This window comes from Microcystis sp. LEGE 08355, from assembly GCF_015207185.1.
In the GTDB taxonomy this organism is placed as follows: domain Bacteria; phylum Cyanobacteriota; class Cyanobacteriia; order Cyanobacteriales; family Microcystaceae; genus Microcystis; species Microcystis panniformis.
Window position 1 is genome coordinate 1 of sequence record NZ_JADEXI010000703.1, and the last position, 2,195, is coordinate 2,195.

The window sequence follows — 2,195 nt, forward strand, 5'->3', positions numbered from 1 at the left end:
CTGGTATCGTAATCGGTGGAGACAGTTTCCGGGTTAGAGTTGACCATAATCGTCTCAAAACCGGCGTTACTGAGGGAAAAAGCGGCATGACAACAACAGTAGTCAAATTCTATCCCCTGGCCGATGCGATTGGGGCCACCACCAAGGATCATCACTTTGCGTTTATCGGAGGGTAAAACTTCCGATTCTACCCGTTCGTAGGTGGAATAATAATAGGGTGTCAGGGCCTCAAATTCTGCCGCGCAGGTATCCACCATTTTATAGACGGGAACAATACCTAAACCCTTGCGATAACTTCTCACTTCGTCCTCGCTGCTGTTGGTGGCGAAGGCGATTTGGCGATCACTAAAACCCTGTTGTTTAATAGCGAATAGGTCCTCTTGGCTGAGACTTTTCAGGGGAGTTCGTTTGAGAAACTTCTCGGTTTCCATCAAATCGGCCAATTTATCGAGGAACCAGGGATCGATCCCGGTTAGTTCGTGGATTTCCTCCCCATTCATGCCCAATTTAAAAGCATGATAGATACTATAAACCCGTTCGGGGTTAGGTGTCCGCAAACCGGCCCGGACTTCCGAGAGGGGGGGGAGAGTTTCGATTTTATCGCAACCAAAGCCAAAACGTCCCGTTTCTAGGGAGCGAAGAGCTTTTTGAAAGGATTCTTGGAAAGTTCGACCGATAGCCATGGCTTCCCCGACGGATTTCATCTGGGTGGTTAGAATCGGTTGGGAGCCGGGGAATTTCTCGAAGGCAAAGCGAGGAATTTTGGTGACGACGTAATCGATAGTCGGTTCAAAGGAAGCCGGGGTTTTTTTGGTTATATCGTTGGGAATTTCGTCTAAAGTGTAGCCTACTGCTAGTTTAGCGGCAAATTTAGCGATCGGGAATCCCGTGGCTTTCGATGCTAGGGCCGAAGAACGGGATACCCGGGGATTCATCTCAATCACGATTACGTCGCCGTTAGTGGGATTAACGGAGAATTGGATGTTCGAGCCGCCGGTTTCTACGCCAATTTCCCGAATAATTGCCTTAGAATAGTCCCGGAGGCGTTGGTATTCTTTATCGGTTAGGGTTTGGGCGGGCGCAACCGTAATCGAGTCGCCGGTATGGACCCCCATCGGGTCAAAGTTTTCGATCGAACAGATAATCACCACGTTATCGGCTAGATCGCGCATTACCTCTAATTCGTATTCTTTCCAGCCAATTAGGGATTTTTCGACGAGAATTTGCGATGTAGGCGAACAATCTAGCCCATACTCGGCCATCGGTTCAAATTCTTCTTGGTTATAGGCAATACCGCCCCCCGTTCCTCCTAAAGTGAAGGCCGGCCGGATAATGAGAGGATAGGAACCGATCTGATGACCGATCGCTTTTGCCTCCTCTAAATTGTTGGCAATCCCCGAAGGACAGACGGGAACACCGATTTTCTCCATTGCTTTTTTGAATAGTTCCCTATCTTCGGCTTTTTCAATAGCGGGAAGTTTTGCCCCGATCAGTTCCACGTTATATTTTTCTAAAACGCCGCTTTTGGCCAAAGCGACGGCGGTATTTAGGGCAGTTTGACCACCCATAGTCGGTAGAATCGCATCGGGGCGTTCTTTGGCGATAATTTTCTCGACAATTTCTGGCAAAATTGGTTCAATGTAGGTGCGATCGGCCATTTCCGGGTCGGTCATGATCGAGGCGGGGTTAGAATTGACTAAAATTACCTCATAACCTTCTTCTCGTAGGGCTTTACAGGCTTGAGTTCCCGAATAGTCGAATTCACAGGCTTGTCCGATGACAATCGGGCCAGCGCCCAAGATTAGGATTTTTTGTAAGTCATCACGGCGTGGCATAGGCTTAGGGTTGCTTGACGATAAACCCCAATCATTGTATATGTTGTCACCCTCTATTCCCTAAAGCTTTATTTAGGTTTAATGACCTTATTGTGTCCCTCAGCCTTCAGCCTTGAATCAGTGATCAGATCTGAGCCTTGTACTAGCGACTGTTCACTATCTCCCCGCTCCCCAACACCCAACCGATCACCAGATAGGTAGGGCTTGCTGAATAAATCTAAAAACCTTGCTGGATAAGACTTTTAGACTTTTTGTCAATCCAAAAGTACCGGCTTAGGGAGTGAGCGGGGGGAAAATTCAGGTACTTTTTCCCTGAAAATTAGGTAATTGACCAGATGAAAATCGGTAAAACCCTACACC

General features: G+C 47.8%; 1 protein-coding gene. It reads right to left on the bottom strand.

All coding sequences use genetic code 11. The annotated features are described in order from the left end of the window. On the bottom strand, positions 1–1,835 hold a 1,835-nt coding region (carB, locus tag IQ242_RS23105), incomplete at its 3' end, for a carbamoyl-phosphate synthase large subunit (RefSeq protein ID WP_193961561.1). Between the last annotated feature and the right edge of the window lie 360 nt (positions 1,836–2,195).